At 60.4% G+C, this 26,066-nt stretch carries 24 protein-coding genes; 4 read left to right on the top strand and 20 right to left on the bottom strand.

Annotated elements, in window-relative coordinates:
- Positions 1–16: 16 nt before the first annotated feature.
- The 16 genes from HMPREF2635_RS04310 to uvrA form a co-directional block, all read right to left on the bottom strand.
- Positions 17–502 (bottom strand): arginine repressor, encoded by a 486-nt coding sequence (locus tag HMPREF2635_RS04310; protein WP_046648521.1) that lies wholly within the window; start codon positions 500–502, stop codon positions 17–19.
- Positions 503–506: 4 nt separating this feature from the next.
- Positions 507–1,424: an ornithine carbamoyltransferase gene (gene argF, locus HMPREF2635_RS04305; RefSeq protein WP_070545688.1), complete on the bottom strand. Its 918-nt coding sequence runs from the start codon at positions 1,422–1,424 to the stop codon at positions 507–509.
- On the bottom strand, positions 1,421–2,599 hold the full coding sequence (locus HMPREF2635_RS04300; RefSeq protein ID WP_070513296.1) for an acetylornithine transaminase: 1,179 nt from the start codon (positions 2,597–2,599) through the stop codon (positions 1,421–1,423). Before HMPREF2635_RS04300 ends, argF begins: the two co-directional genes overlap by 4 nt.
- The gene (argB, locus tag HMPREF2635_RS04295; RefSeq protein ID WP_070679811.1) at positions 2,596–3,531 is read right to left on the bottom strand and encodes an acetylglutamate kinase; all 936 of its coding nucleotides are present in this window, start codon (positions 3,529–3,531) and stop codon (positions 2,596–2,598) included. Before argB ends, HMPREF2635_RS04300 begins: the two co-directional genes overlap by 4 nt.
- A 19-nt stretch (positions 3,532–3,550) precedes the next feature.
- Positions 3,551–4,708, bottom strand: a complete 1,158-nt coding sequence (gene argJ, locus HMPREF2635_RS04290) for a bifunctional glutamate N-acetyltransferase/amino-acid acetyltransferase ArgJ (protein WP_070545682.1) — start codon at positions 4,706–4,708, stop codon at positions 3,551–3,553.
- Between the two features lie 76 nt (positions 4,709–4,784).
- Complete coding sequence (gene argC, locus HMPREF2635_RS04285) at positions 4,785–5,828, bottom strand: N-acetyl-gamma-glutamyl-phosphate reductase (RefSeq protein WP_070545679.1); 1,044 nt, start codon at positions 5,826–5,828, stop codon at positions 4,785–4,787.
- Positions 5,829–5,929: 101 nt separating this feature from the next.
- Positions 5,930–6,382 (bottom strand): hypothetical protein, encoded by a 453-nt coding sequence (locus HMPREF2635_RS04280; protein ID WP_070545676.1) that lies wholly within the window; start codon positions 6,380–6,382, stop codon positions 5,930–5,932.
- 225 nt (positions 6,383–6,607) lie between these two features.
- Positions 6,608–9,121, bottom strand: coding sequence for a phenylalanine--tRNA ligase subunit beta (gene pheT / locus HMPREF2635_RS04275; protein ID WP_070545673.1), 2,514 nt, complete (start codon positions 9,119–9,121; stop codon positions 6,608–6,610).
- 27 nt (positions 9,122–9,148) lie between these two features.
- The gene (gene pheS / locus HMPREF2635_RS04270) at positions 9,149–10,195 is read right to left on the bottom strand and encodes a phenylalanine--tRNA ligase subunit alpha (protein WP_070545670.1); all 1,047 of its coding nucleotides are present in this window, start codon (positions 10,193–10,195) and stop codon (positions 9,149–9,151) included.
- 97 nt (positions 10,196–10,292) lie between these two features.
- The gene (locus tag HMPREF2635_RS04265; protein ID WP_046648591.1) at positions 10,293–11,093 is read right to left on the bottom strand and encodes a TrmH family RNA methyltransferase; all 801 of its coding nucleotides are present in this window, start codon (positions 11,091–11,093) and stop codon (positions 10,293–10,295) included.
- Between the two features lie 113 nt (positions 11,094–11,206).
- The gene (locus HMPREF2635_RS04260; RefSeq protein WP_053089068.1) at positions 11,207–11,683 is read right to left on the bottom strand and encodes a TM2 domain-containing protein; all 477 of its coding nucleotides are present in this window, start codon (positions 11,681–11,683) and stop codon (positions 11,207–11,209) included.
- Between the two features lie 206 nt (positions 11,684–11,889).
- Positions 11,890–12,273, bottom strand: coding sequence for a 50S ribosomal protein L20 (rplT, locus tag HMPREF2635_RS04255; RefSeq protein ID WP_005323264.1), 384 nt, complete (start codon positions 12,271–12,273; stop codon positions 11,890–11,892).
- Positions 12,274–12,329: 56 nt separating this feature from the next.
- Complete coding sequence (gene rpmI, locus HMPREF2635_RS04250; protein ID WP_010190075.1) at positions 12,330–12,524, bottom strand: 50S ribosomal protein L35; 195 nt, start codon at positions 12,522–12,524, stop codon at positions 12,330–12,332.
- Positions 12,525–12,560: 36 nt separating this feature from the next.
- A complete protein-coding gene (gene infC, locus HMPREF2635_RS04245) occupies positions 12,561–13,082 on the bottom strand; it encodes a translation initiation factor IF-3 (RefSeq protein WP_080975058.1) in 522 nt (173 codons plus the stop codon).
- Positions 13,083–13,335: 253 nt separating this feature from the next.
- Positions 13,336–14,262 (bottom strand): serine hydrolase, encoded by a 927-nt coding sequence (locus HMPREF2635_RS04240; RefSeq protein ID WP_239663583.1) that lies wholly within the window; start codon positions 14,260–14,262, stop codon positions 13,336–13,338.
- Positions 14,262–17,099 carry an excinuclease ABC subunit UvrA gene (gene uvrA / locus HMPREF2635_RS04235; protein ID WP_070545667.1) on the bottom strand — a complete coding sequence of 946 codons (2,838 nt, stop codon included), beginning with the start codon at positions 17,097–17,099 and terminating at the stop codon, positions 14,262–14,264. Before uvrA ends, HMPREF2635_RS04240 begins: the two co-directional genes overlap by 1 nt.
- Before the next feature lie 76 nt (positions 17,100–17,175).
- On the opposite strand from uvrA, the gene HMPREF2635_RS04230 reads away from it, so the two are divergent.
- The 4 genes from HMPREF2635_RS04230 (at position 17,176) to HMPREF2635_RS04215 (ending at position 22,241) form a co-directional block, all read left to right on the top strand.
- A complete protein-coding gene (locus HMPREF2635_RS04230) occupies positions 17,176–17,778 on the top strand; it encodes an MBL fold metallo-hydrolase (RefSeq protein ID WP_070545664.1) in 603 nt (200 codons plus the stop codon).
- A 95-nt stretch (positions 17,779–17,873) separates the two neighbouring features.
- Positions 17,874–18,797, top strand: a complete 924-nt coding sequence (locus HMPREF2635_RS04225; RefSeq protein WP_070545661.1) for a DoxX family protein — start codon at positions 17,874–17,876, stop codon at positions 18,795–18,797.
- A 176-nt stretch (positions 18,798–18,973) separates the two neighbouring features.
- Positions 18,974–21,214, top strand: a complete 2,241-nt coding sequence (locus HMPREF2635_RS04220) for a HelD family protein (protein ID WP_070545659.1) — start codon at positions 18,974–18,976, stop codon at positions 21,212–21,214.
- A 10-nt stretch (positions 21,215–21,224) separates the two neighbouring features.
- Complete coding sequence (locus HMPREF2635_RS04215; RefSeq protein WP_046648536.1) at positions 21,225–22,241, top strand: App1 family protein; 1,017 nt, start codon at positions 21,225–21,227, stop codon at positions 22,239–22,241.
- A 91-nt stretch (positions 22,242–22,332) separates the two neighbouring features.
- Here HMPREF2635_RS04215 and HMPREF2635_RS04210 read toward each other — a convergent pair whose 3' ends face one another.
- The 4 genes from HMPREF2635_RS04210 to HMPREF2635_RS04195 form a co-directional block, all read right to left on the bottom strand.
- On the bottom strand, positions 22,333–22,773 hold the full coding sequence (locus tag HMPREF2635_RS04210) for a universal stress protein (protein ID WP_046648537.1): 441 nt from the start codon (positions 22,771–22,773) through the stop codon (positions 22,333–22,335).
- A gap of 139 nt (positions 22,774–22,912) precedes the next feature.
- Positions 22,913–23,359, bottom strand: coding sequence for a universal stress protein (locus HMPREF2635_RS04205; protein WP_010190093.1), 447 nt, complete (start codon positions 23,357–23,359; stop codon positions 22,913–22,915).
- A gap of 113 nt (positions 23,360–23,472) precedes the next feature.
- Complete coding sequence (gene uvrB / locus HMPREF2635_RS04200) at positions 23,473–25,566, bottom strand: excinuclease ABC subunit UvrB (RefSeq protein WP_046648538.1); 2,094 nt, start codon at positions 25,564–25,566, stop codon at positions 23,473–23,475.
- A gap of 47 nt (positions 25,567–25,613) precedes the next feature.
- Positions 25,614–25,976 (bottom strand): DUF4259 domain-containing protein, encoded by a 363-nt coding sequence (locus tag HMPREF2635_RS04195; RefSeq protein ID WP_046648539.1) that lies wholly within the window; start codon positions 25,974–25,976, stop codon positions 25,614–25,616.
- Between the last annotated feature and the right edge of the window lie 90 nt (positions 25,977–26,066).

Here is a 26,066-nt window from a genome sequence, read left to right as displayed (position 1 = left end):
GACTTACGTATAAATGTTAAATGCTGCGGTTGGTGAGTTTCTCACCAAGCTCGCGGCCGGTCAACCCTTCGCGCGCGAGGACGAAGATCGTGTCATCGCCCGCGATGCAGCCGACCACGTCTGGAAGTCCCACGCGGTCGATGAAGGAGGCCAAGTACTGCGCAGCGCCCGCCGGGGTGCGCAGCATGGCGATGTTGCCAGAGAAGTCATGGGACACCACCAGTTCATCAAGCATGCGCCGGAGCTTCTCTCGCGGGCCGTTGAGCTGATCTTCGAATTGCTCCAACTCACCGCCCACCACGTAGAAGGACCGCCCGCCATCGCGCTTGACCTTCTTGGCTCCCAGCTCATCGAGATCACGCGACAACGTAGCCTGCGTGATATCAATCCCCTCATCGAGCAGGAGCTCTGAGAGCTGAACTTGGCTGGTGACCCGGGTGCGATCCAAGATCTCCAAGATCTTGGCTTGGCGGGCATTGCGTGTAGTTGGGGTCGTAGTCATTCGTTTAGTTCTCCTTTTGAGCCGCAAGGAGCCAGACCAGCAGCGCCTTCTGCGCATGGAGGCGATTTTCTGCCTCGTCGAAAACGCGCGACTGGGGCCCATCAATTACCTCAGCAGTTACTTCGTTGCCGCGGTAGGCCGGCAAACAGTGCAGGAAGATTGCCTCGTCCTTAGCGCGGGACATCACATCCGCGGTCACCTGATAGGGCAAGAACGGTGTGCGGCGGTCCTTGCCGTCATCCTCCTGGCCCATGGACACCCATGTGTCTGTAATGACAACATCAGCGCCGTCCACGCCGTCAAGGGAATCGGTCACCGTCACCGTACCGCGCTTTCGGGCACGCTCAACAAACTCCGCCTGCGGCTGGAAACCCTCCGGGGCAACAATGGTCATCTCCACGCCAGCGGTAGCAAACCCCAGCATGTAGGAATTTGCCATGTTGTTGTTGCCATCCCCTAGGTAGACGGCCTTCAGTCTAGTAAGGTCCCCGAAGTTCTCACGGCAGGTCACCAAGTCCGCCAAGATCTGGCAGGGATGGAGGTCATCGGACAAGGCGTTGACAATTGGTACCGTCGCAGTCTCCGCCATGTCCAGAAGGTTTTGATGCGCATATGTGCGCCACACGATCGCCTCAACGAAACGGGAGAGCACCGCTGCGGTGTCCTGGTAGGTCTCCCCTTTGCCCATCTGCGTCGACTTAGTTTCCGTCACGATGGCGTGGCCGCCCAGGTGAGCAATTCCCGCCTCAAAGGAGAAACGCGTGCGCGTCGACGTCTTGTCAAAGAGCACCGCCACCGACTTCGGCCCCTCTAATGGGCGCTCGGAGAAGGGATTCTTCTTGAGCCTTAGAGCCAGGTCGAGAACCTCGGCTTGCTCCTGCGGCGTGAGGTCATCATCGGCCAAGAAATGGCGCACACTCATGCAACTTCCTCCAGTACCTTATGCAGGCGTTCCACCGCCTGGGTGAGTTCTTCATCGGTGATCACCAGCGGCGGGGTCAAGCGTACGACCTCGCTACTTGGGGCGTTGAGGATTAGTCCATGCTGCAAACCTGCAGCCACGACTTCCTTGGCCACCGACTTATTTAATACAACACCTAGCATAAGCCCTCGGCCCCTCACCGACTGCACCGCAGGGGATTTACCAATCTCCTGCCGCAACCACTCGCCCTTGCGGGTGACTTCGGCGAGGAAGGGGACGTCGACAAGCTCCAGCACCGTTGACGCCGCCGCACACGAGACAGGATTGCCGCCAAACGTCGTGCCGTGGGAGCCCGGAGTGAAAAGGTCTGCGGCCTGACCACGCGCAATGGTGGCACCGATAGGCATGCCAGCACCCAGCCCCTTCGCCATGGTGATGACATCCGGGAGGATGCCTTCATGCTGGAAGGCGAAGAAGTCACCGGTACGCCCCACACCCGTTTGCACCTCATCCACGACCATGAGGATGCCGTGCTTGGTGCAGAGCTCACGCACCGCCGTCAGGAAACCTTCAGGTGCCGGGATGACACCCGTCTCCCCCTGGATGGGCTCCAAGATAATGGAGGCGGTGTCCTCCGGATCTTGCTCCACCAAAGCGGTCAGGTAGTCGATGTCGCCATAGGTATAAAACTCCACTCCGCCCGGGAAAGGTTCAAAGGCTTTGCGTTTGCTGGGCTGCCCAGTCATGGCCAAAGAACCCATTGTCCGGCCATGGAAACCATGGTGCGCTGCAAGGACGCGGCGACGGCCGGTCAGACGAGCCAGTTTAAAGGCCGCCTCATTAGCTTCCGCGCCAGAGTTAGAGAAGAAGACGCGAGCCTCGCAATCTCCCACCTTGTCCAGGAGTTTCCCGGCGGCTTCAATCACGGGCTCGCTGGCAAAAAGATTGGACACGTGGCCTACGGCGGCCACCTGGGCGCTCACCGCGTCGACGATCGCCGGGTGGGCGTAGCCTAGCGAATTCACCGCGATACCCGCGAGCATGTCGATGTAGTCTTTACCGTCTTCATCGGTCACCGTGGCCCCCTTACCGGACACGATGGCAACGGGTGGGGTTCCATAGGTGTTGCTGAGCACCTGACCCCAACGCTCTGTCAACTTGGTCTGCGCGGTCACTTGTTATCGTCCTTCCTGAAGACCGTTCCCTCCGGGTAGTCCTCGCGGTTATAGTCATTGGGCAGCACCATCGTGCCGATTCCTCCCATAGTCAACAGCTCCAGCAGCACGGCGTGGGCGATGCGCCCGTCGATGACGTGCGCGGCACTGACTCCGCCTTCCACGGCCATGAGGCAGGACTCCATCTTCGGGATCATTCCGGAATCCAGGCCTGGGAGGAGCGCGCTGAGCTTGTCAATCTCGATCTTCGACACCAAGGAGTCGCGGTTCGGCCAATCGGTGTACAGGCCCTCCACATTCGTGAGAATCACCAAGCGCTCGGCGCCCAACGCTCGCGCCAAGGCCCCGGCCGCGATATCTGCGTTGATGTTGTACACCTCGCCTTCATCACCGGGCGCGATAGTAGACACAACCGGGATGCGCCCGGCCTCAATAATGTCCATGACGGCGGTGGGATCGACGCTGACGATCTCTCCCACCATGCCGATATCAGTCGGCTCACCATCGACCTGGACGAGCCGCTTGCGCGCCTTAAACAACCCAGCGTCCTCACCCGAGGTACCCACGGCATACGGGCCATGTGAATTAATGAGGTTGACCAAGCCACGCCCCACCTGACCGAAGAGGACCATGCGAACCACGTCCATGATCTCCGGAGTGGTCACACGGAAACCGCCCTTGAATTCGCCTTCAATCCCCAGCTTGCCCAGCATGTCGTTGATCTGCGGCCCACCGCCATGGACCACGACGGGCTTGGCGCCCACGGTGCGCAGAAAAACCATATCGGCAGCGAAGGCGGCCTTAAGGGAATCATCCACCATCGCGTTGCCGCCATATTTCACGACCACAATCTTGTCGCGGTAGTGCTGCAGCCATGGCAAGGCCTCCGCGAGCACAGTGGCGCGGTCAGCATTACTTAGTCCCTGAAGCATTGTTCCTCCTCGCGCGTTCTTAAGAGCTGTACGCGGAGTTAATCTCCACGTAGTCATGAGACAGGTCGGTGGTGCGGACGAAAGCTGTGCCGGTTCCCCCGGTGCCCAAGTCCACGCGCACATCAATATCAGCCCCGGAAAGATCAACGTCGCGCGCGCCGGGCGCACCAGTGGAACCGACGCACACTGCTTGGTCATTGAAGAACACGGAGATGTTGTCCGGATCCATCTCAGCATCCGCCATTCCTACGGCGGCGAGCACGCGGCCCCAGTTCGGGTCCGATCCGAACATGGCGCACTTGAAGAGGTTGTCGCGGCCCAAAGTGCGCGCGGCGTTGAGCGCCTGCTCATCGGTAGCGGTGCCTTCCACGATGATCTTCACGCGCTTGGTCACGCCCTCGGCGTCGGCTTGAAGCTGATCCGCGATATCGGCGCACACCGCGAGAACCGCAGCATCCAACTCCTCCTGGCTAGGTTCTTTCCCGGAAGCACCGGAAGCCATGATAATGACCGTGTCATTCGTCGATGTGGAGCCGTCCACATCGAGCGTATTGAAAGTCTGATCACTCGCTGCCTGCAGCGCCGAGTGCAAGGCTTCGGAGGAGGCAACAGCGTCGGTGGTGATGCACACCAGCATGGTGGCCAGTGACGGCGCCATCATGCCCACGCCCTTGCCCATCGCACCCATGCTCCAGCCCTCAGCCTCAATGAGTGCTTCTTTAGCTACGGTGTCGGTGGTCATGATGGCCTCCGCCGCGGCCAGACCGTGAGCTGCATCCGTGCCAAGATTCCCGGCAACCACTTCGACGCCAGCCAATGCCTTATCCATGGGAAGGAGCTCTCCAATAAGTCCCGTCGAGCACGCCGCGATGTTAGCGGCGGGGATACCCGTGTGCTCAGCGGTGGCTTCCACAATCGCCGCGGCATCCTTGTCTCCTTGTTCGCCGTTGCAGGCATTCGCGTTGCCGGAGTTATAAATGACGGCCTGAATAGTGCCGTCCGCAACTGCTTCGCGGGAAAGCTTTACGGGTGCGGCCACCACGCGGTTGCGCGTGAAGACCGCAGCGGCGTCGAAATTAGGACCCTGGTTAACTACGAGGGCCATGTCGGGTTTTCCGGAGGGCTTGATTCCGGCTGTCGTGGCGCCAGCCAGGAATCCTGCAGGGGCGGTAATCATGTCGAGTTTCTCCTAGTTCGTGTGGAAGTGAGTTGAAGAAGGCGGTGCGGAACGCTTGGGAAAGTAGGGGTGCCCCTTAAGGGGCAACTGCTGCCTGTGGAAGGCCCAGGGTTTCTTCCCATCCCAAAGTCAGGTTCATGCACTGGACAGCAGCGCCGGCGGTGCCCTTGCACAGGTTGTCCAGAGCCGCGGTAATCACGAGACGGCGGGCGCGCTCATCCACGTGTGCTTGGATATGGACCATGTTGCTGCCCACCACGTTTTGCGTTTCTGGCTGTTGGCCCTCAGGCAGGACGAGGCAGAATGGTTCATCAGCATAAAAGTCACGGAAGGCCTCGGCGACTGTGCGCTTGTCGACGTCCCCCTTCAACGGCGCCGTAATCGTCGCCAGAATGCCACGCGGCAGCGGCGCCAGCACCGGAGTGAAACTCACAGACACCGGTTGCTGCGTAAAAGGCTGTAGGTTTTGCAGGACCTCCGGGGTATGCCGGTGTGTCCCGCCTGGCTTATAGGCTTTGAGGTTGCCCATAGTTTCCGCACCTAGCTGTGCCACGGAGGCCTTCTTGCCTGCCCCGGACACCCCGGTGATTGCTATCACCGACAGATCTGGCTCAATCAGATCCTGCGCCACGGCCGGCAGCGCACCCAGGGTAATCGTGGTGGGAAAACAACCAGGAACGGCAACGCGGTTGCTGCCTTTAAGCTGCTCACGGTTGCCGGGAACCTCCGGGATTCCATAAGGCCAAGCACCGGCGTACTCACCACCATAAAACGCGTCCCAGTCTTCCTTGCTACGCAAGCGGAAGTCAGCTGCGCAGTCAATCACCGTGACGGACTCCCCCAGCTGGCGGCCGATCTCCGCGGAGTGCCCGTGCGGCAAACCGAGGAAAACGATGTCATGGCCAGCTAGAATCTCCGGCGTGGTGTCCTCGATGACGCGGTCCGCCAGTTGCGGCAGGTGCGGCATGAGCTCAGATACTCGCTGACCTGCGTTGGAGTGCCCGGTGAGCGCGCCGATGCGCAACTCCCCGGAGAGGTACGCTGGGTGCGACAGCAAGAGACGGAGGATTTCGCCACCTGCATAGCCCGTAGCTCCGGCGATTGCTACTGAAATAGTCATGCAGCTACTCTAGCAAATAATGCATTCCGCCGTATGTTATTCAGAAAAAATGCGCCGAAGAGCTCGGCGCACAGGTGAGGAAAAGTAGGGTTCAGGAAGGTTTACATGACGCGGGACGAGACGTTCCCCAGTCCCTCCGCACCCGATACGGCGGTCTTTCCTGCATAGCCTAGGTAGCCATGCGGGCCGACGAAGTGGATACCGCCCTGGGCATCCGCGATGGCTACAACCTCATTGAACTGGTGAACCTGGCCGGGCTGCAGGCGCTTGAAGCTCGTGGTTGTCAGCCCCTGGTTGAAGCAGTCAGCCTTGGAGCGACCTGCGTGGTAGAAAAAGCGCGGCGCCAACCGGCCCGGCGGGTTGCACTGCGGGCTAGTGGCCCGTGCCCCTTCGGACAGGCACGCGACGTAGGTTCCTTCGATGTTCGAAGCTTCACAGTTGACGGTGCCATCGGCGTTGGAGAAACCTTGGGACAAGTCAGCGGAGGCGTGTGGGGCGATGGTCAGTGCGCCGACAACGGCGGCGGTGGCTGTGAGACGAGAAAAAAGACGCATGGTGTGAACAATCCTTTCGGTGTGGCTTGGTCTGGAAACTCAGCACCTTTGCTGCACCCTTGAGGTTATGAGGCAGAGCACACCCCTTCCAGCGCTAGGGGATCTCTCCCCACATCAGCACCTGCCCCAACGCGCGCAAACCCGGCTAAACAAAAGCCCGGCTAACCTCCCACAGGGCTAACCGGGCTTGGAGCACTAACGAAGCACTAGCGAAGCAGCAGAGTCTTAGGCGCGCATCTGTGCGCCAAGGCGCTGCTTGGCCAACTCCGCAGCGGCGAGGCGATGCTCGTTGGCCTCTTCATCAGTCAGAGTGCGGTCACCAGCACGGAAGAGAAGCTGGAAGGCTAGGGACTTCTTTCCTTCGCCGAGCTGCTCGCCACGGAAGACATCGAAAAGCTCCACGGACTCGAGGAGATCACCAGCACCCTCCTCGACCACACGGCGAACCGTCTCCGCCGGGGTTTCCTCGTCCACCACCAAAGCGATGTCCTGGTGCAAAGCCGGGAAGGAAGACAGCACGGGGGCGGGGAACTTCTCATCCAGCGGCAGGGCTGACACATCGAGCTCCATCGCACACGTGCGTGCTGGCAGCTCCAAGGCCTCAAGGACCTGCGGGTGCAGCTCACCCGCGTAGCCAACGACCGTCTCCTCATCGCTTGCGAGAACGATTGCAGCACAGCGGCCCGGGTGCCACGGCAGCTGCTCAGCTGCCTTCACTGCGATGTCCACGCCAGCGGAACGAGCAACCTGGCGCGCAGACTCAATAGCATCCGCGTAGCTGTAGGCGCGGCCCGCTCCCCACGGCCCTTCGTGTTCAATGTTTCCGGTGGCCACCGTGGCTACGTGCAACGGCTGGAGCGGCAAAGACCCAAGGAGATCGGCGACCATTGACTCCTCTGGGCGCGACTCCACCGACGGCATGGGAGAAGAATCAGCGCGCTTGAAGGCCACCTGCTGGAGGCCGAACAAGGCCAGATCACTGCGGCCACGGGCAACGTTGCGGGCGATAGCCTCAAGGAGATTGGGCAGCAACGTCGTGGACAGGATCGCCTTGTCTGACTCGAGCGGATTCTGCACGGCCACGGTCTGGCGGCGCGCATCCTCCTTGTCCAAGCCCCAGGTATCAAAGGTGTCGTTCGCGATGAACGGCGACGGGAGGACCTCGGCGTAGCCCGCATAGGCCAACCCATGTCCGATCGCACGGCGACGCTTCTGCGCCGGAGTTAGGCCGCGACCGCCCACCGGGGTGGGCAGGATGGTCGGAATGTCTTCCAGCCCTTCCAGGCGCAGGATCTCCTCAATGAGATCAACGTCCATTTCGATGTCCGTGCGCCAGGAGGCGGGGATGACGGAGAGCTCCTCCTCACCGGAGACCTCGCAGCCGACCTCCGTGAGGCGCTTCACCACGGTCTCCTGGGAGTAGTCCACGCCGGCGTACTCGCTGGGCTTGGCAGCGCGCAGGGAGATGGACTCGCGCTTGGCGACGTCTCCCACGAGCGTCCGCCCAGCCTCGATCGTGCCGCCAGCAATCTGCTGAAGCAGCACGCACGCCACGTCCAGCGCTACCTCAACGATGGCCGGATCTACTCCGCGCTCGAAACGGCGAGAAGCCTCCGAGGAGAGCTTGTGGCGGCGGGATGTGCGGGCCACGGTGATCGGATCCCAAATGGCCGACTCGAAGTAGACATCAGTCGTCTCGTCAGAAATTTCGGAGGTGGTGCCACCCATGACGCCCGCCAAGGATTGGATACCGTTGTCATCGCAGATGACCACGTCGCCCTCCGAAAGCTCCCGCTTGACGTGGTCGAGGGTCTCGAACTTCTCGCCCTCGTTGGCATTGCGCACAACGAGGTTGCCCTTGATCACGTCGGCGTCAAAGGCGTGCATCGGCGCGCCCAGAAGCAGCATGACGTAGTTCGTGACGTCGGTAGCCACGTTGACGGCGCGCTGACCGGAGAGCATGAGCTCGCGCTCCATCCAGAACGGGGTACGCGCTGCCGGGTCAATACCGGTCACCTTGCGCAGACCAAATCGCTGCGCCTTGGTTTCCTCCCTCAGGTCAACGTCGATAAGCGTGCCCTCCGGAGCCGGCACGACGGAGGTGTCGATGCCAGCCACGCTCGGATCCTGCGCCACGTCGGGGAAAGTGAGATCAAATGCGGAGGCAATTTCACGCGTCAGGCCACGCGCAGACAAGGCATAGCCACGATCCGGGGTGATGTTGACGTCGAAGACGGTATCGGACAGCCCAATAAGGGGGCGGGCGTCCTCACCAATCTTGTCGGCAACCTCCTCCCCTAGCACGATGATGCCGTCTGCCTTGGGGCCGAAGCCCAGCTCAGCTGCGGAGCACATCATTCCGTTGGAGATATGGTCGTAGGTCTCGCGGGCGGCAATCTTGAATCCTCCCGGCAGCTCAGCACCCGGAAGGGAGACCACGACGTAGTCGTTGAGGCGGAAGTTGCGGGCGCCGCAGATAATGCCCTGCAGCTCCCCCGTCCCATTGGCCTGGCCAACGTTGACCTGGCAATAGCGAATTGGTTTCTTGAACTGGGTGAGCTCTTCGATCTCTACAACCTGACCGATAACCAGCGGGCCCGTGGTTTCCGGAAGGGCCTCGTAGCCCTCGGTTTCAAAACCTACGCGGACAAAGCCAGAGTCCAGTTCCTCAGAGGACACGGTCCAGCCGGAATTAGCGTTGCCCAGAATTCGGGTAACCCAGTCTTGGGAAATAAGCATTTTTCTTTCTATCCTTTCTCTGGGTTCCTATGCCTGCACGCCAAATGGCAGGGTGAAGCGGACATCGCCTTCGACCATGTCGCGCATATCGGTCAGACCATTGCGGAACTGCAGGGTGCGCTCGAGGCCCATGCCGAAAGCGAAACCGGTGTATTCCTCGGGGTCAATGCCTACCGCACGCAGGACGTTGGGGTTGACCATGCCGCAGCCTCCCCACTCGATCCAGCCGGCGCCGCCCTTCTTGTTGGGGAACCAGACATCGACCTCAGCGGAGGGCTCGGTAAACGGGAAGTAGTTCACGCGCATGCGGGTGGTAGTCTCCGGGCCGAAGAGAACCTTGGCCAAGTGCTCCAAGGTGCCGCGAAGATGAGCCATGGTCAGCCCCTTGTCCACGGCAAGGCCTTCCACCTGGTGGAAGACAGGAGTGTGGGTGGCATCGAGCTCATCGGTACGGAAAACACGGCCCGGGCAGGCAATGTAGAGCGGGACATCGCGGTCGAGCATCGTGCGCACCTGCACCGGGGATGTATGGGTACGCAGCACCTGCTTGGAACCTTCCTTGCCCACGTGGAACGTGTCCTGCAAGGTGCGGGCTGGGTGGTCGGGCTTGAAGTTCAGAGCGTCGAAGTTAAAGTACTCCGCCTCTACCTCTGGTCCTTCGGCGATTTCCCATCCCATGCCCACAAAGATGTCCGCGATGCGCTCCGACAGCGCTGTGATGGGGTGCAGGGCACCGGTCTGCGCGCGGGTGGTAGGGACGGTGACATCGACCTTCTCCGCCTTCAGCTGCGCGGCGCGGGCCTCCTGCTCCAGCACTTCACGAATCTGGGCAAAGCGCTTTTCCACCTTGCCGCGGGCCATGTTCACTGCGCGTCCAGCATCCTTGCGCTGATTCTTCGGCAGCTGTCCGAGCGATTGGCGGGCCTGCGGGATATAGCCGCTATCACCAAGGTGCTCGCGACGGGCGGAGGTGAGCTCGTCGAGGCTGGTTGCAGCTTCGAAGGCGGCGATGGCCTTCTGCGCGGCGGCCTCGAGGGCCTCTTCGGTCAATTCGATCTGAGGTGTATCGGACACGTGCCTTGATTACCTTCTTCTCGCACAAAAACTAACGCGAGCTATCTTACCGTGCCGCCTGACTTCTGTGGCCACCAACCCTGGCACGTCGGCGGCGCTAGCTGCTCTGCTGCTTCGCAGACTCATAGAGGCAAATGCTGGCGGCCGTAGCAAGGTTCAGAGATTCCGCTCGGCCAAGAATCGGGATGCGCACACGCATGTCCGCCTCATCCTGCAAATCACCCAGGCCGTGCGCCTCATTGCCAAAAAGCCACGCGGTGGGCTGGGACAGGTCCGCATCGGCGAGGTCCACCTCGCCGTCGGCTGCCGTAGCCAACACTTGCAGACCAGAGGAGCGCAGCTTGCCCAGTACATCCTTGATGTTGGGGTCTCGGGCTACGGGCACATGGAAAAGCGATCCGGCCGACGCGCGCGCCACCTTACAGCCCAAGGGATCCACGGTTTCCCCGGCAAAGATGACGCCATCGGCGCCCATGGCATCCGAGGTCCTGATCAGTGTTCCCGCGTTGCCCGGCTCCGCCGTCAAGACAGGAACCGACACCAGCTTCGGCTTGCCGGCCAAAATCTTCCCGGCGGTCCACAACACTGGGCGGCACACGGCAAAGAGCCCGGTGCTCGTGGCGGTGTCAGACAGGTGCTTTGCCGCCTTATCCGTAATGGGATGCACATACACGTCCATGTAGCCGCAGGCTTGAACAATGTGTGCAAAGCGCTCGGCGGCCTTCTCCGTCACGAAAACATCCGTAGCGGCACCGGTGGACACGGCCGCGTCCACGGCGTTTTCGCCCTCAATGATGAAACGCTCCGCCTTTCGGCGGCTGGCCGCCCGGTGCAATTTGGCGGCATTAACCACGCGCGGCGTGCGTTCAGTAAAGGCAGAGGAAAAATCCAGATTCATGCATTTGACGGTACCCACCGAACCAGACATTGAAAAGTCCCGCTCCCCCAGCAAGTTTGAGTGGGTAGCGGGACGGTTGGTCTCCACGTCATCTACGCGGATACGGGTGGGCTTTATTTCTTTAGCGGAACTCCGTCGGCGTCCTTATCAAAGCCAGATAAACCACCGGCGATGAATACGAGCTCGACCCACTTCCAGATCACTAAGGCACCGATGAGGATAAAGCCAATGAGGATAAAAGAGGTAACGAATCCTACGATTGCAAGGCCCAACTGCCACATGCCGCGCTGCGTGCGACCAATATAGAAGTTATGAACCCCCAATTCGCCCAAGAAGAAGCACAGGAGCAGCGCTACCAACCATGACTTCTGCTCGCCGCCCGGGTGTGGCTGCTGGCCATAGTTTGACTGGTATGCATCCTGCTGTGCGGGCAGATTCTGGGACTGCTGCGAACCGCCATACGGAGCCGAGCTGTAACCGTACTGATCACTGGATGATCCGAAGGGGTTCGACTGCTGCGACTGTCCGCCATAAGAGCCACCGCCATAAGCATCGCCATTGGGCTGATACGCGCTATTCGGGTTGGTCATAACTATCTCTCCTTCGCACCATGTGCCCCTAGGGCAGGCCCAGAAGCCAACGGCTACCTTGATTTACACAACAACGAGCAATGTAACACAAACCACAAAGAGGAGCAGTACGCCCGCCGACCTAGCGGGTGCTACTCCCCACAACAAGAAACCCACCGGTCCTCCATAAGAGGGCGGTGGGTTCGTGACGTTTCTACGCTCGACGCTTACGCAGCCTTCGGTGCGTTAACGTCCTCCGGCAGTGCGGCCTTGGCGGCCTCGCACAGTGCGGAGAAAGCCTCGAAGTCGTTGACGGCAAGTTCAGCGAGAATCTTGCGGTCGACCTCGATCTCAGCCAGGCGCAGGCCGTGGATGAGGCGGTTGTAGGTGATGTCGTTCATACGAGCGGCAGCATTGATGCGCTGGATCCACAACTTGCGGAATTCAGACTTACGGGCGCGACGGTCGCGGTAAGCGTAAGTCATGGAGTGCAGCCACTGCTCCTTGGCCTTACGGTAGAGGCGGGAGCGCTGGCCGCGGTAGCCCTTAGCGGACTTCAGGATCGCGCGACGCTTCTTCTTGGCGTTAACTGAGCGCTTTACTCGTGCCACAGTAATACTTCCTTATCTTGATTGTGAGTGTGTGGGGATGGGAGTTTCGGCGCTGACTATGCGCGGCCGAGAAGGCGTTTGACGCGCTTGGTGTCTGCCTTGGCGACGTCCTCGGTGCCCTTCAGGCGACGGGTGCGCTTGGAAGGCTTGCCTTCCAGGAGGTGGCGGCGGTTAGCCTGCTCGCGACGCAGCTTGCCGGAGCCGGTCACCTTGATGCGCTTGGCGGTGCCCTTGTGAGTCTTCTGCTTCATGAGAATTAAATCCTTAAATCCTAAGTGGAGCGTGGTCTACTTCTTGCCTTTGCGGACGGGCCCAAGGACCATGGTCATATTGCGACCATCCTGCTTGGGGCGCGACTCCACGACGCCGACCTCTGCGACATCGTCAGCCAAACGCTCCAGCAGGCGGAAACCCAGCTCCGGACGCGATTGCTCGCGGCCACGGAACATGATGGTCACCTTGACCTTGGAGCCCTTCTCCAGGAAGCGCACCACGTTGCCCTTTTTGGTCTCGTAATCGTGATCATCAATCTTCGGACGGAGCTTCTGCTCCTTCACCACGGTTTGCTGCTGGTTCTTACGGGACTCGCGGGCCTTCTGAGCCTGTTCGTACTTAAACTTGCCGTAATCCATGATCTTGGCTACGGGCGGCTTAGCGTTCGGGGCAACCTCGACCAGGTCAAGATCGGCTTCGTACGCAAGCTTGCGAGCATCGTCTGTACGGACAATGCCCACCTGTTCACCACCGGGGCCAACAAGACGGACCTCGGGTACTCGGATGCGCTCATTAATGCGAGCTTCAGCGCTGATTGTGGTTCTCCTCGATTGTGGGGGCTAGTAGTGTGCCTACCGTGACCACAAACGAATAAATCCCGGTGCCAAAGGCATCCGGGAGTTTCTTTTCAAGCACGCGCCAACGTATGGCGCCTACTCTTAACCTTTATCCTGCGGCGGAACTAGTGTCCGGCGCGGCTTCGGGTGGGAGAAACTCCGCTTGCGGCCCAAGTACCTCCTGGAGGAGGCGCTACGGGCGGTAGTGCGCACTACTTTAACACCTGATTTTTCAGGAACCAAATCGGCGTGCCGATGTCGTTCCTGCAGTCTGCGTTGCCGTGGGCGGTGCGCAGCCCTCCACCGGTTTAAGCGCGCCAGCCTCCAAGGCCTCAGTTACGACTCGGTCCACTCCAGCAGCAAGAACGTTGAGCGCAGGAATTGCTTCTTCGGCGTACTCACCCGGCATGGTGACTTCAATGGCCAATCCCACCGTGGACTCTTTACTCGAGCCCGATGGGGTGGTTTCCCGCACACCAATTTGGCGGTGGGTATAACCGTCGTCGTACTCGGATAGTCCCCACCCGCCCTTGGCGCGGGTGTTCGGGAGCTTGTCCAATCCGTTGTCTTGCCACTCCACAATGTCATCCATTGCGTCATAGACCTGTTCTGCTTCCGGAATACACGGTAAGTGTGCGCCAAACTCTGCCTGGTCTTCCAGCAGCCACGTGGAGTAGCCAAAAGGTTCCTCGAACTCGCCGGTCGAACCATACTCGTCCAAGAGCGCCGTTACTGCGCTCCCAGCATCGCCCTCAGTCCATCGCACGTGGGACCACAACGCGTAGGCAGCATCATTGTCGGATTCCTTAATCGCAAGGTCGACGAGCTCCGGGCTAGCGCCGTCGCGCAGCGCGGCAATCGCGATAGGAACCTTCACCGTCGACCACGCAGGCTCTTCACCGCGTAATCCGGCGTTGACAGTCCCTCCCCTATCCGCCACCGCCACGCCGGCGCGGACATTGAACTCCTTCTGTACTTCAGAGACGACATCGCGTAATTCGGCGCGCACGTCATAGCTGGCGGGCGATTCCACGCCTGGTGATTCTTCGGGAGCCGGCGGCGATGTGTCTTCCGCTGGGCCGGAACACCCCGTCATGGTGGCTGTCGCAGCAATGCTGATGGCTAGTGCTGCCGTGCGGGTACTTCTGTGGCCCAACATCACACCAGCTCCTTGAGGAACCCTCCCGTATAGGAGCCTTCCACCTGCGCCACGTCTTCTGGCGTGCCTTGGGCCACGACGGTGCCGCCGCCCGAGCCGCCTTCCGGGCCCATGTCCACGATCCAATCGGCGGCCTTAATGACGTCGAGGTTGTGCTCGATGATGATCACCGAGTTGCCCTTATCAACCAGGCCTTGAATGACGAGCATGAGCTTTCGGATGTCCTCGAAATGCAGTCCGGTCGTCGGCTCATCCAAGATGTAGACCGTGCGTCCATTCGTTCGCTTTTGGAGTTCGGAGGCCAGCTTCACGCGCTGCGCCTCACCACCGGAAAGCGTCGTGGCGGCCTGACCCAAGCGGACATATCCCAGGCCCACCTCCACCAAGGTGTTGAGGTAGCGGTGGATCGACGTGATGGGTTCGAAGAACTCCGCTGCCTCCGAGATCGGCATGTCGAGAACCTCGGCGATGTTTTTGCCCTTGTAGAGGACCTCCAGGGTCTCGCGGTTATAACGGGCACCGTCACAAACCTCGCACGGCACATAAACATCGGGCAGGAAGTTCATCTCGATCTTGATGGTGCCGTCGCCCTGGCACGCCTCACAGCGTCCGCCCTTGACGTTGAAGGAGAACCGGCCCGGCTTGTAACCACGCACCTTAGCCTCCTGGGTTTCCGCGAACAGATTACGGATCTTGTCGAAGACCCCTGTGTAGGTTGCCGGATTCGAGCGCGGGGTGCGCCCGATGGGGCTCTGATCGACCTGCACCAGCTTGTCCAGGTGTTCCACGCCCTCCACGCGCTTGGCGCGACCGGGTACTTGGCGGGCACGGTTGAGTTTGTTGGCCAAGGTCTTGGCCAAGATCTGGTTGACCACGGTGGATTTACCGGAGCCGGACACGCCTGTCACACACACGAGCACGCCTAGCGGAATCTCCACGTCAATGCCCTTGAGATTATTCTCGCGCGCGCCGACCACCTTGAGCATGCGCTCAGGGTCAATCTCACGGCGCGTATCCGGGACCGCAAGCTTCTTCTTTCCTGACAGATACTGCCCCGTCAGGGACTCCTCCACAGATTCGATGCCGGCGGGCTCGCCCTGATAGACCACCGTTCCGCCGAATTCGCCGGCCCGCGGTCCAACGTCGACAAGCCAGTCCGCTTCCCGAATGGTGTCCTCATCATGTTCCACCACAATCAAGGTGTTTCCGATATCGCGCAGGCGCTTCAACGTGGCGATGAGGCGCTGGTTATCGCGCTGGTGCAGACCAATGGAGGGCTCATCCAGCACGTAGAGGACTCCCGCCAGGCCGGAACCGATCTGGGTGGCGAGGCGAATGCGCTGTGCCTCGCCGCCGGACAGCGTGGAGGCGCCGCGGTCGAGGGTCAGGTAGTTCAGGCCGACGTCGAGAAGAAAGCGCAGGCGAGCCTGGATCTCCTTGAGCACAGCACCAGCAATGATTTCCTCGCGGTGGCCCAACACGAGAGAATCGAGGAACTCCGCCGCCTCCTCAATGGACAGTGCCGTCAAGCCGGCGATGGACTGCTCGCCATGCGCGGTGGAGGCCAAACGCACCGCCAAGATTTCCGGCTTCAGGCGGGTACCGTCACAAGCGTTACACGGCACACGGCGGGTGTACTGGAGCAAGCGATCCTTCTGCGACTCGGAATCCGCCTGATCGAGCTTGCGCTCCAAGAAGCCAATAGCTCCCTCGAACGGCGCGGACCAGTTGCGCTGGCGGCCATAGCGGTTCTTGTAGCGCACGCTGACTTCCACATCGGTGCCATAGATCAGAGCATGGCGTTGTTCCTTGGTGAGCTCGGAAACCGGGGTGCGAGGATCAAAGTCCAGGGCCTTCGCTAGACCTTCGACTAGTTTGACAAAATATCGCGCATTGGGGCTCGACGTCCACGGTTGGATGGCTTCGACAGCCGGGGCATCCGGATCCGGGATCAACAGATCCACATCCACTTCAAGGCGCGTGCCCAAGCCATCGCACACCGGGCAGGAACCAAAGGGAGCATTGAAAGAAAAGGCGCGCGGCTCGTATTCCTCGATGGTCAGGGTGTGCCCGTTGGGGCAGGCAGCCTTCTCCGAATACGTGTGGGTGAGCTCTTCACGGTCAACGAAATCAAGGGTGACCAGGCCATCTGCCAACCGTAGTGCCGTCTCAACCGAATCCGTAAGCCGCTGCTTTTGAGACGACTTGACCTGCAGGCGGTCCACGACGACGTCGATGTCGTGCTTGATCTGCTTCTTCAGCTTCGGCGGGTCACTGAGCTGGTAAAGCTCCCCATCTACCCGAACACGGGAGTAACCCTGGGCCGCGAGGTCAGCAAAGAGGTCAACGAACTCGCCCTTACGTCGGCGAACGACCGGTGCGAGGACCTGGAATTTCAGCTTTTCCTCGTGGCTTAAGACTTCATCAACAATCTGCTGCGGGGTTTGGCGCTCAATGACGGCGTCACACTCAGGACAGTGCGGCGTGCCCGCACGCGAGAAAAGCAAACGCAGGTAGTCGTAGATTTCGGTGATGGTTCCCACCGTCGAGCGCGGGTTATGGTTGGTGGACTTTTGGTCAATGGACACCGCTGGGGATAGACCGTCGATGAACTCAACGTCAGGCTTATCCATTTGGCCAAGGAACATGCGCGCGTAGGAGCTCAAAGACTCCACGTAGCGCCGCTGGCCCTCGGCGAAGATGGTGTCAAAGGCGAGTGAGGACTTGCCTGAGCCCGATAGGCCGGTAAACACCACCAGGTTATCGCGCGGGATATCGATGTCCACGCCCTTGAGGTTGTGCTCACGCGCACCACGTACGACCAAACGATCAGCCACTAGTTGTTGCCTTCCTACACAAAAGAATGTGTGTTCAGAGAGTTCTCACTCAGAATGTACCCGTATGGTTGGACTTATGAACAACGCGCTTGAGCTTCATAAAATTTCCGTGTCCGAGATGGACAACAATTGCTACCTGCTGTGCGCGGGTGACGAGGCGCTGCTTATCGACGCCTCCGCTGACGCCCCCGCGCTGCTCGCTTTGGCCGCCGACCACGGAGTAAAGATCACCGCGGTGCTGACCACACACCGCCACTGGGATCACGTACGCGCACTCAAAGAAATCTTGAATGAAACCGGTGCCGTTCACTATTCCTCTTTCTTGGATGCCCCTGCTTTGCCCGCGCCCGTCGACGTGGAACTGGAGCATGGCGATACGCTTCCTTTCGCCGGTTACGATCTGCCCGTCATTATCCTGCGCGGACACACCCCGGGCGGAGCAGCAATTGCAGCGGAGATTGATGGCGTTACCAACCTCTTCGTCGGTGATTCCCTCTTCCCCGGCGGCGTGGGCAAGACCACCTCGGAAGGTGACTTCGTGCGCCTCTACAAAGATGTCACGCAGCGGCTCTTTGACGTCTATCCGGACGACGCAATTGTCCGCCCCGGGCACGGGGCCCCTACCACGCTCGGCGCGGAACGCCCGCACATGGACGAGTGGTGGGAGCGCCGCTGGTAACTACGTGTTAACTGCTGCGCTCACAGCAGCAGTTGTTTAACGCGCGTACTATGGTGTGGCGAACGTCTTTACAGATCTATTGAATGGAGCACGTTATGATTCGTAAATTTGCCCGTCCTATGCTGGCCTCCGTGTTTGTCTGGGATGGTGTGGATACGCTCCGCAACACCTCGGAGCACGTCGCGGACACCGAGTCCGTGCTCAAGCGCCTGCGCAAGGTGCTGCCCCGCGAATACGCGGGTTACATCCCCAATGACCCAGAGCTGGTTACCCGCGCGCTCGGCGGCGCGAAGACCGCTGCGGGCACGAGCCTCGCGCTGGGCAAGGCTCCGCGCACCTCGGCTGCAGTGCTCGCGCTGACGCACGTCCCCAACCTGGTCGGCAATGCTTTCTGGACCGCGGATTCCAAGAAGGACAAGGAAGCACAGCGCAACAGCTTCATCACCAACACCGCTCTGCTTGGTGCCCTCGCCATCGTTACGCAGGACACCGAAGGAAAGCCTTCCGTGCGGTGGCGCGCTGCTAAGGCCTCTGAGCGTGCAAACAAGAAGATTCAGCAGGCGCTGCCGGGCAAGTCCGAACAGCAGAAATTTGCGGAGGACTTCTCCAATCGCGCAAACGAGATTTCTTCCGATGTCACGGCCAAGGCCAATGACTGGTTTGAGACCGCCAAGGACTACGTCGAGGACAACCGCGATGACTGGGAGTCTGCCGGCCGTGACTTCATCGACTCCGCGCGTTCCTTCGTCGAGGACACCGCTGAGACGGCACGCGAGTTCTTTGAGGACAACAAGGATGACTGGCTCGACGCGGCCCGTGACAACACCGATACCGCCCGCAAGGGACTGGTCAAGGCTGCTGGCAAGGCACAGGATCGTGCCGATGAAGCCCTGGCTAAGGTAGATTCGCTCGATGGCAAGCGTGCCCAGAAGAAGGCTCGCAAGCGCGCCGAGAAGCTGCAGAAGGAAGCCTCCAAGAAGCTGGATAAGGCTTTCAAGAAGTTCGGTGACCGCTTCTAAGCTCTCCGTCCTTCGCTGCGGATAACTCCGCAACACACCACGACAATCGCCGCGGTGGAGAGAACAACGGCTCAGCTAGTATGCTGGGCCGTTGTTCTTTTTCCTGTCCACTCTTCCCCATCTCCCTTACTTCCCGTCTGTCCACGAGAAGCCTTCATACGCACCCAAGGAGCCTTGTGTCTGAATCTTCACCCGCGACTCACACCGGGAAACCCGGCGCCCACACGAACGAGCAGAGCGCGGAAATAGCTAGCGAGCAAGCATATGTCGATGGCCTCTTCGAGCGTCTGGACAACGAGGTTCAAGCGGCCAACGAGCGCTTGAACGAAGTACAAGCTGCCGTCGATCCGCATACCCCGGACGCCGATGCACTCGTTCGGCGAGAGACCGAGTACCACGGCCTGCAGGCTAAATTGGATCGCCTCAACGTCTCCCAACTCGGCTTAGTTTTTGGCCGCATCGACATCGATGCACCCGGTGATAATCCCACCCCGGAAGGCCTGGACCGGCGCTACATCGGCCGCATGGGGCTCGACGCCAGGGAGGAGAACTACCGGACACTCCTTCTGGATTGGCGTGCGCCGATGGCGCGCCCCTTCTACCTCGCCACTACAGCGCACCCTGAAGGCGTCCATGTCCGCCGGCATATCCGGACCACTGGGCGCACGGTTACTGGAATCAGCGACGAGGTCTTGGAGGGAGAATCCTCTGCTGACAGCAGCGATGTCGCAAGCGAGTCCGCCCTCCACCACGTGATGCAGCGCGCCCGCACCGGGCACATGCCCTCCATTGTGGAGACCATTCAGCGCGAACAGGACGAAATCATCCGTGACAGCACGCGGGGCGTCATGGTGGTCGAAGGCGGACCAGGAACCGGCAAGACCGCTGTTGCACTGCACCGCGTGGCCTACCTGCTCTACACCTACCGTGATCAGCTCGCCGCCACGGGCGTGCTGATCGTGGGCCCCAACTCCACCTTCCTGGAATACATTTCCCGCGTGCTCCCGGACCTTGGTGAAACCGGTGTCGTGCTTTCCACCATCTCTTCCCTCTTCCCCAGCATCGAGGCTACTCACTCGGAGTCCTTGCTCGCCCGCGAGATCAAGGGCTCCGCTGCCATGGTGGAAATCCTCGGCAACGCGGTCAAGGATTATCAGCGCCTACCGGAGCAGCCGCGCACGGTGGAGATCGATCGGCTCGAGCTCACCGTCACCCCAGCTATGGTCAAGGCGGCGCGTACCCGCGCGCGACGCTCGCGCAAGCCGCACAACGACGCTCAAGCGGCATTTGCGGAACACCTCATCGAGTCTCTGGCCCAGCAGATGGCCGAACGCATCGGTTCTGACCCGCTGGGAGGTGCCAACCTGCTCTCCCGCGCGGACGTGGATCAGCTCCACGATGACCTCGCCGAAGAACCACAGGTCACAGAACTCATCGACGAGTTCTGGCCCCATCTCATGCCTACCGAGGTACTCGCCAATCTCCTGAGTAGCGCCGAACGAATCGATACGGCAGCCTACGCTTATGATGACGAAACCCGCGGTGCCCTCTACCGCGAAGACGGTACGTCATGGGCGGCCTCCGACGCCGCGCTTCTCGACGAGCTCGCGGTCCTCATCGGCATGCCCGACCCCGAAGCAGAGCGCGCCGCCGAGGAGAAAGAATGGCGCGAACAGGTCGCGGAGGCAGAAGACGCCCTCGATATCCTGAGCTCCTCTGATTCCACTGACAACGATGATGACATGTTCGAAGCCGAGATCCTCTCTGCGCACGATGTCATCGACGCCGAGCACCTCGCTCGCCGTCACGAGGTGCGGGATTCCCGCACCACCGCCCAGCGGGCCCGCGAAGACTACACGTGGGCCTACGGGCACGTCATCGTTGACGAAGCCCAAGAACTTACCCCCATGGAATGGCGCATGATTTTCCGGCGTAGCCCCTCGCGATGGATGACGCTCGTGGGCGATACGTCCCAGACTGGAGCACCCGCCGGTGTGGATGACTGGGGCGAGACGCTCGAGCCTTTTGTTGGAGAGCGCTTCCGACTGCACGGGTTGACGGTCAACTACCGCACCCCACGCCCGGTTACGGAATTGGCCAATCGGCTGTTGGAAGAAATCAACCCTGAGGCCACGCCGAGCATCGCGGTGCGCGATGGTGTTGACGTTGTCTGGCACGACGACGCCACCGATACGGAGCCGAAGACATTCCAGGATGAGGACGGGCGCCTGCGCGCCGTGATCACGGCTGCCAACGTCGAGGAGATCAAAGGCCTCGAGTTTGATCACGTCACGGTGGTCAACCCCGATGACATCGTGGCAGCCTCCCCACAGGGTTTGCACAACCTCTATGTTGCGCTCACGCGTGCGACGCAGTCCTTGACCATCACCGGCCGTTATGCGGAGGTTTTCGGATAGTCTGGTGCCCATGGCTCTTTCCGATATCGCCCGCAAAGTCGAATTCACTGTCAATTCCCTCTCGCTCAAGCGCTCGGCGCGTAAAGGGTGGCAGCCCAGCATCACTGGCTATGCCGGTTACGGTAATGAAGAATTCGTCCGTGTTCTGGGCCGTGTCCTCATGCATGACCCGACGGCTGAAGAAACGGATACCTGGGCGCAGCGTGGCTACCGCCAGTTCTTCACCATTCAGGTCACAGACCACGAGGTCGAAGTCACGGTTGGTGGGAAGACGGTATCGGGAACCACCAACGACAACGGCTACATCGATATCCTCGTTTACAACCACGGCCTAGAGCCCGGCTGGCACGAGGTCACCATCCGTGCCAAGGGCGCGGACGCGGTGACCTCGGAAGTCCTCATCGTGGACAAGGACACCACGTTCGGTGTGGTCAGCGATATAGATGACACCATCATGGTGACGTGGCTCCCGCGCGCAATGATCGCAGCATGGAACTCGTGGGTTAAACGCACCAATACCCGCACCCCCGTCGAAGGTATGGCACGGTTCTACCGGGAAATCGCCCAACAGCACCCCGATATCCCCTTCATTTACCTCTCCACCGGCGCCTGGAACACCTACGACACCTTGGTTAACTTCATGGCGGAGAAGGGCTTCCCGCGTGGTCCCCTGCTGCTGACAGACTGGGGTCCTACCCCCACCGGCCTCTTCCGCAATGGTCAGGAGCACAAGCGCGTGCAGCTCCGCAACCTCTTCATTGCTTTCCCGAAGCTCCGCTGGCTGCTCATCGGCGACGACGGTCAGCACGATCCGCTTACCTATGCCGACGCGGCGGCGGAGCACCCCAACCACGTAGCGGCCGTGGCGATCCGCAACCTCAGCCCGCAGGAACAGCTGCTCGCACACGGTTCGCTCGCGCCTTTGGTGAAGGTCAACGAGCAGACCTCCTTCGATATCCCACTCATTCAGGGGACGGATGGCGACGTTCTTGCCCGCGCTTACCGCGAGCTGCGATTGAGCAACTAAAGCTCGTTAGAAACAAAACGGCGCGCAGGCCCAGAGACTTCCTCAATGCTAAGGACTTCTCCGGAGCATGCGCGCCGTGACGACTAGCGTCCTAGCTCACAGTGTGAACAATCATGACGTCACAGTCAGACTGACGTGCGACATCCGCCGGAACCGAACCGAGGAGGCGGCCGGTCAGGGAGTTAATTCCGCGGTTACCAACGACGAGCAGGTCTGCCTTGTTGTCGTTGACGATAGACATCAGGGCCTGAACCGGGGTTCCCGGGCGCACAGCGGTCTCCACCTTCGTCACGCCGAACTTCTCTGCGTGTTCCTTGCCGGAAGCGAGGTTGGCCTGGGCCTTCTCATCACCGAGAATCGTCACGGAATCCTGGCGCAGCGTCTTGGAAGCCTGCTCCTGATTCTCGTAGTAGGCGCAACCGATGATGAGGGTGGCATCGAAGGCTGCGGCGATCTTGGCGGCACGCTCCACTGCGAGCAAGGAGGACTTGGAACCGTCGGTACCGACCACGATCTTGTTGTAATCGCTCATGATGACCTTTCTTCGCTGGCCCCAACCGTGGGGCCACCGCTTGACAAAATTTTAAAGCTTTTGCGCACCAGCTAGTCTAACAACGCTGGCGCGTTCACGTCGATCAGCGCGCACGAGGATACGCGCGCGGTACACTGCCCTAGTCAGTGGTGTTGACCACCACGACGTCGGCGTGGGCCTTGCGCGTGAGCTCCGTCGCTACCGAGCCAAACACGCGACCGCGCACCGAGTGAATTCCTTTGTTGCCCACGACGAACATATCAACGTCGTAGTCCTTGCCCACCTCGAGGAGCGAATTCACAGGGTCACCGGACTTAGCAATGATTTCAATGCGCTTCGCACCCTCACCGTGCGCGATCTCCGCGGCATTGCTGAGGAAGCTTTCCGACATCTCCTCGCTCACCACCGGTACTCGTGCGTCCTCCGAGTTCGGGGCGCCGAGCATCGAACCAGAGTGGTTGTAGAAAGCGGACACGATAATCAGCGTCGCGTCATAGGCGCGCGCCATGGATGCGGCAGAACGGACAGCGCGCATGGAAGTCTGAGAGCCATCGGTTCCGACGGCGATGACGTTGTAGCTCAGCATGATTCTCCTTATAAGTAGCGATTAATCCTTAACAGTATGACACGGTCTTCTACGCAGAGACGGGTTTTACCCGCACATTGAGTGGGTAAAACTCTGAGTACTGGCGCGCTTCATTAGATCCCGGCTTCCTTAAGACCGCGTTGCTCCTTTTTCAGATCAGCGATCTCATCGCGCAAACGCCCCGCCAACTCGAACTTGAGCTCTCGGGCGGCCTCTCGCATTTGGGTCGTCAGGTCGTCGATAAGCGCCTGCACCTCGTCGGCTGCCATGGAGGACACATCCGGCTTGTCGACGATTGCCGTGGGATCCGCGTCTTGCCCCTGCTCATCGGCGTTCTCATAGACCTGGTCCAAGATATCGGCGATCTTTTTGCGCAGCGGCTGCGGGTCAATGCCGTGCTCCTTGTTATACGCAATCTGCTTCTCACGGCGGCGTTCAGTCTCCTCGATGGCTTCCTGCATCGAGTCCGTGATTTTATCCGCGTACATGATGACCTCCCCGGAGACGTTTCGTGCGGCGCGGCCGATCGTCTGAATAAGCGAGGTGGTGGAGCGCAGGAAACCTTCCTTATCGGCATCCAAGATGGCGACGAGCGACACCTCGGGAAGATCAAGACCCTCACGCAGCAGGTTGATGCCCACGAGGACATCGAACTCACCCAAGCGCAGCTGGCGCAACAGCTCCACGCGCTGGAGCGTGTCAATATCCGAGTGGAGGTAGCGCACCTTGATGCCGTGTTCCAGCAAGTAATCTGTGAGGTCCTCCGCCATACGTTTGGTCAAGGTCGTGACTAGGACGCGCTCCTGCTTCGCGGTACGGGCGCGAACCTCATCGATGAGATCATCAATCTGGCCCTTGGTGGGCTTGACCGTCACCTTGGGGTCTACGAGGCCGGTGGGGCGAATGACCTGTTCCACGAACTCGCCGCCGGAAGCCGTCATTTCGAAATCGCCCGGTGTGGCCGACATGTAGACGGTTTGGCCCACGCGCTCCTCAAACTCATCGAAGGTCAACGGCCGGTTGTCTACGGCAGAAGGAAGGCGGAAGCCAAACTCCACGAGGTTGCGCTTGCGCGCCATATCGCCCTCAAACATGCCGCCGATCTGCGGAACGGTCACGTGGGACTCATCGATGATGGTGAGGAAGTCCTCTGGGAAATAATCCAAGAGCGTCGCCGGCGCGGAACCGGCGGGGCGGCCATCAACGTGGCGCGAATAGTTCTCAATGCCGGAGCAAAAGCCCACCTGCTCAATCATCTCGAGGTCGTATTCGGTACGCATACGCAGGCGCTGCGCTTCGAGCAACTTGCCGCGGTTCTCCAGCTCGGCGAGGCGCTCCGCGAGCTCCTCCTTGATGTCCTCAATGGCACGGGCCATACGCTCTGGGCCTGCTACATAATGCGTTGCGGGGAAGATTCTTACCTCATCGACCCGCTCCAGTACGTCGCCCGTCAAGGGGTGGATGTAATAGAGCTCGTCCACGTCATCGCCGAAGAACTCGATGCGCACCGCGCGCTCTTCGTAGGCGGGGATAATATCCACGGTATCGCCCTTGACGCGGAAGGTTCCGCGTGTAAAGCCCACGTCATTGCGCTCATACTGAATATCGACTAGCAAGCGCAGGAAGCGATCGCGGTCAATCTCCTCCCCCTCCTCGAGCACGACGGAGCGGTCAAGGTAGGACTGCGGCGTGCCTAGGCCATAGATGCAGGACACTGAGGAGACGACGACGACATCACGGCGAGAGAGCAGGGCCGACGTTGCCGAGTGGCGCAGGCGTTCCACATCCTCGTTGATAGAAGAATCCTTCTCAATGTAGGTGTCCGTCTGCGCGATATAGGCCTCCGGTTGATAGTAGTCGTAATAGGAGACGAAATACTCCACCGCGTTGTGTGGAAGGAGTTGGCGCAGCTCATTTGCCAGCTGTGCTGCTAGTGTCTTATTCGGCGCCATCACCAGTGTCGGGCGTTGCTGCTGTTCAATGAGCCACGCAGCAGTCGCTGACTTACCGGTGCCCGTGGCACCCATGAGGACCACGTCGCGCTCTCCGCGGTTGAGGCGTTCGTTGAGTTCCGCGATAGCCGCAGGTTGGTCACCGGCGGGCTGGTACTCGGACTCAACACGAAACTCGGCCGAGCGGCGCTCAACTTCGCCGACTGGGCGGTGTTCAGAGACCGGCAGGATAGGGTGTTCAGCAGCAAAAGCCATGCCGACCAGTCTAACGCGGCGCGGACGAAACCGGCTAGGACAGCGGCTTAGGGCAGCGCCGCACGCGTGGTGCGCAGCCACAGCTCGAGCTCACCGGTGGTCTCCCAGAGCGCATAGATTGCGGATTTGTCCGGCTCCATCGCCGTGTTGATCCGCTTGCGCAACCACGCCCGAGTCTGCGGTGTGCGCAGCGCCTTGACAGCGTCAGCGCTGATCCCCGGAGGCAGCTTGTCGGCCGGCGCCGTGGCCAGCGCTCCCAAGGCGATGACAATCTCGGCGTCGTCGATATCAATGGGCGAATCCACGCAGCTCTTTTTGAATGCATCAAGGTCGAAGGAACCATCACGAATATCCGCGAGCACTTCGCACGCGGCATGATTATCAAAAGGCCCAACGTCCCAGGTTCCCATGAAGGGGGAGAATAAACCGCTTACATGAACGGGATGAGAGCAGCAGGTAAATTTTACCCGCCATATCCTTTAAAAGTTCCTGCCTTCCTT

This window comes from Corynebacterium sp. HMSC035E02, from assembly GCF_001836065.1.
GTDB lineage: Bacteria > Actinomycetota > Actinomycetes > Mycobacteriales > Mycobacteriaceae > Corynebacterium > Corynebacterium hiratae.
This window is presented reverse-complemented; position numbering and strand designations above follow the sequence as displayed.